At 72.8% G+C, this 3,854-nt stretch carries 4 protein-coding genes; 1 reads left to right on the top strand and 3 read right to left on the bottom strand.

Translation table 11 applies throughout. The features are described 5' to 3' along the window. Nucleotide 1: 1 nt before the first annotated feature. Nucleotides 2-514, bottom strand: a complete 513-nt coding sequence (locus HW445_RS21610) for a DUF1990 family protein (RefSeq protein ID WP_164540512.1) — start codon at nt 512-514, stop codon at nt 2-4. A gap of 92 nt (nt 515-606) precedes the next feature. Then, nucleotides 607-2,262 carry a M4 family metallopeptidase gene (locus tag HW445_RS21605; protein ID WP_180222634.1) on the bottom strand — a complete coding sequence of 552 codons (1,656 nt, stop codon included), beginning with the start codon at nt 2,260-2,262 and terminating at the stop codon, nt 607-609. Between the two features lie 440 nt (nt 2,263-2,702). Here HW445_RS21605 and HW445_RS21600 point away from each other — a divergent pair, with 440 nt between their 5' ends. Beyond that, a complete protein-coding gene (locus HW445_RS21600) occupies nt 2,703-3,326 on the top strand; it encodes a flavin reductase family protein (protein ID WP_180222633.1) in 624 nt (207 codons plus the stop codon). 29 nt (nt 3,327-3,355) lie between these two features. On the opposite strand, the gene HW445_RS21595 is transcribed toward HW445_RS21600, so the two are convergent. Then, on the bottom strand, nt 3,356-3,854 hold a 499-nt coding region (locus tag HW445_RS21595), incomplete at its 5' end, for a hypothetical protein (RefSeq protein WP_180222632.1).

Raw genomic sequence — 3,854 nt, 5'->3', positions numbered from 1 at the left:
GTCAGAACTCGGCCGGAGGGTCGGCGAGGCGGCGCAGCACCACCCCGCACCGTCGCGCGTAGGCGTGCTGGAACCCCCGGGTCGCCGGGCCGCCCGCCTTGGCGTACCACTTGGCGGGCCGGGAGAAGGCGGTGACCGTGAGCCAGACCGTGCCGTCACCGGTGCGGTTGACCACGAAGGCCTCCTCGCCGGACTCGGGGTGGCCGGGCAGGGTGCCGTACGCCCAGCCGGCCCGGCGCGGCTCGTCCGCCGTCCACACCACCCGGCACGGGGCCTTCACGATGCCGGCCAGGGTCACCGTGACGTCGACCCCCGGTGCGGCCCGCTCGGCGGAGGCGGTGACGCCCACTCCCATCTCCCGGTGCATCCGCCAGGTCATCAGCGCCTCGGCGGCACGGCGGAACACGTCCTCGCCCTCTCCGATCCGGGCGCGCTCGTGCAGGGAACGGAAGCCGGGCGGGCAGGGGACGCCGCCGTCGCGCGTGGCTCCGACGTCCTCGTAGGTGAACGACATGAGGCCCAAGACTAAGCGGCACCCGGGGGCTCGCGCCCTCCAGGTGCCGCTCAGTCGTTCGAGAGGTCAGGCCGCGCCCGACCGGGTGGACGTCACTTGACGTTGACCGCCGCCCAGGCCGAGTTCACCGCGTTGTACTCCGCGCTGCCCGAGCCGTACAGGGCGGTCGCCGCGTTGAGCGTGGCGGTGCGGGCGCCCGCGTACTTGGTGGTGGAGGTCATGTACGTGGTGAGCGCCTTGTACCAGATCTGGAGCGCCTTGGCGCGGCCGATGCCGGTCACCGCGGAGCCGTCGTACGTCGGCGAGTTGTAGCTCACGCCGTTGATCGTCTTGGCGCCGCTGCCCTCGGAGAGCAGGTAGAAGAAGTGGTTGGCGGGGCCGGACGAGTAGTGCACGTCCACCCGGTTGGTGCTGGTGGACCAGTAGTCCTGGGAGGCGCCGTCCTTGCTCGGCTTGTCCATGTAGCGCAGCGGGGTGCCGTCGCCGTTGATGTCGATCTTCTCGCCGATCAGGTAGTCGCCCACGTCGGTGGCGTTGGCGGCGTAGAACTCCGTGCCGGTGGCGAGGATGTCGGAGGTGGCCTCGTTCAGGCCGCCGGACTCACCGCTGTAGTTGAGGCGGGCGGTGACCGAGGTGACGCCGTGGGTCATCTCGTGGGCCGCCACGTCCAGCGAGGTCAGCGGGTGGGTGTTGCCCGAGCCGTCGCCGTAGGTCATGCAGAAGCAGGAGTCCTGCCAGAAGGCGTTGACGTAGGAGCTGCCGTAGTGGACCCGCGAGTAGGCGGCCTTGCCGTCGTTCTTGATGCCGCTGCGGTTGAAGGTGCTCTTGTAGAAGTCCCAGGTCTTCTGGGCTCCGTAGGCGGCGTCCGCGGCGGCGGTCTGGTCGGTCGACGAGCTGGAGGCGGCGCCGGTGCCCCAGACGTCGTCCGCGTCGGTGAACAGCGTGCCGGTGCCGGAGGTGGAGCGGGCCAGGTTGTACGTCTTGTGGCCGCCACGGGTGGAGTCGGTCAGCTGGTACGTCGAGCCGGAGAGCGTGGTGTTCAGGGTGACGCTGCCGGAGTACAGCGTCTTGCCGGTGCCGGTGTGCACGCCCTGGAACTCGTGGATCTTCTTGCCGGTGGCGGCGTCGGTGATCACGTGGAGCTCGTTGGGGGTGCCGTCGGACTGGAAGCCGCCGATCACCGTCTCGTAGGCGAGTCTGGGCTCGCCCTCGGCGGCCCAGACCACCTTGCGGGAGCTCTCGACGGCGGACTTCTCGGCGCCGGAGGCCTCGGAGGAGGTGAGCGCCTGGCGCTCCGCCTTGCCGGCGGTGACCTCGGCGGCCAGGTCGGCCTTGATCTCGGCCTTGGTGGCCTTGGTGACGCCCTGCCGCTCGCCGGACGGCGCGGTGTGGACGACCAGGTCGCCGCCGAGGACCGGCAGGCCCTGGTAGGTGCGCTCGTAGCGGGTGTGCAGCGAGCCGTCGGCGTCCTGGACGACGTCGCGGACCACCAGCTTCTCCCCGGAGGCCAGGCCTATCGCCTTCCCGGTGTCGGCCACGCGGCCCTCCGCCGCCTTCAGCAGGGCGGTGCGCGCGGCGGGGGAGAGCTGCACCGGCATGGCGGCGGGGACGGCCGCGGCCTGCGAGGGGGCCGGCGTGGTGTCGGGGGCGCCGGAGGCGGTGCCGGCGGTGATCAGCAGGGAGCCTGCGGCGAGCGCGGTGGCGACGGCCAGCGCGGGGCGCCGGTGACGCGCGTAGAGAGCGGACACGCGATCTCCTTGGGTGGGGGTCCGGGCCACGTCGGGGGCCTGCCCGGAGGGGGTCTGGTGGGGAGGTGCTCGGTGCGTTCGCCGGGGGCGCCCGCACTGCTGACGAACTGTGGCACCGGGGCCGCGCACGTGTCATGACCACGTCGCGAGGTTGACCGGAAGTTGGCAGGTGCATGAACGTTACGTGCGAGTAACCGACGCCGTGGAGCGGTAAAGCGACAACCAAGGGATGGGACGTCCCGCGTAAAGGAAGATCAAAGAACTCGGACGGGTGTCCCGGTCCGACGCCTGGCACGCCCGGGTCGCGGGGCGGCCGACGGTCAGGGGCCGGTAAAGCGGCCGGGGGGATCCGTCCGGGGCGTCCGGCCGGCGGGAGTTGGCGGAAAAGTGACGCAACCCCGGTGGCGGTGGAGCGGTCCGGGGCGGGGATACTGGCCGGCATGCGTGCCGACTTCGACCCGGCGACCACCGGCTCCGGTGACTTCTACCGTCTGCTCACGGCGGTGGTCGTGCCGCGGCCCATCGCCTGGGTGTCCACCCTGTCGGCCGACGGCGTGGCCAACCTGGCGCCGCACAGCTTCTACACGGTGGCGAGCACCGAGCCGCCGGTGGTCCAGTTCACCTCGGTGGGCGCCAAGGACACGCTGCGGAACGTGCTGGCCACGGGGGAGTTCGTGGTGAACCTCGCCGCCGAGGACCAGTTCGCGGCGGTCAACGACACCGCGACGGACTTCCCGCCCGGACTCGGGGAGTTCGCTGCCGTGGGGATCGCACCGGAGCCGTCCGCGACGGTCGCGCCGCCCCGGGTGGCGGGCTCGCCGGTGGCGATCGAGTGCGGGCTGCACGACACGGTGGTGATCGGGAACTGCACGGTGGTGTTCGGCCGGGTGCGGCACGTGGCCGTCGCGGAGGAGGCGCTGGACGAGGACGGGCGTCCGGTGCTCGGTCGTCTCCGGCCGTTGTCACGTCTCGGCGGGGACGAGTGGGGGGCGACGTCCGTCGTCCACGACCGGCGGAGGATCCGGTACGCCGACTGGCTCGGCGGGCGGCGGACCGAGGGCTGAGGCGGGAGGGGCCGCCCCGGTCCGCCCCCTCAGGTGTGGGCGCCGGTCACCCGGTCGCGGAGGCGGCAGGCGTACCAGGTGGTGGCGAAGCAGATGCCGAGGTACAGCACCACGGCCTGCACGGCGAAGTTGCCGTAGTGGAAGTCCCACGGGTGGCCGCCGGCCTCGACGACCGGGGCGGGGTTGTCCCGCACGTACGGGCGGACCACGCCGGCCAGGCCGCCCAGGCACTGTGCCGTGACGTAGAGGACGACCAGCTCGCCGAGTATCAGCAGGTGGGCCCGGCGGTCCCCGCGGCGGAACCGCGCGACCGACCGCCGGGCACGGCCGGGGAGCCAGTCGGGGGACGCGGGGGCCACGCGGGCGCTGAGCGCCGGCGCGTACACGACCGCGGTCACCACGGCGGCGGTCAGGGCGAGGGTGACCAGCCCCATCAGCGCCTCGCCGCCGCCCGCGTAGCGGCTGCGGCCCCAGGGCAGCAGGAGGACGCCGAGGAGGGGGAGGTGGGTGAGGAGGGCGGCGGCGTAG

This window comes from Streptomyces sp. UH6 (assembly GCF_013421635.1).
GTDB lineage: Bacteria > Actinomycetota > Actinomycetes > Streptomycetales > Streptomycetaceae > Streptomyces > Streptomyces abyssomicinicus.
The sequence above is the reverse complement of the archived record's forward strand: the minus strand, read 5'-3'. Positions and strand labels throughout refer to the sequence as shown.

Coding starts and splice junctions, on each gene's coding strand:
- HW445_RS21610 (WP_164540512.1), bottom strand. CDS start 514: ATGTCGTTCACCTACGAGGACGTCGGAGCCACGCGCGACGGCGGCGTC.
- HW445_RS21600 (WP_180222633.1), top strand. CDS start 2,703: ATGCGTGCCGACTTCGACCCGGCGACCACCGGCTCCGGTGACTTCTAC.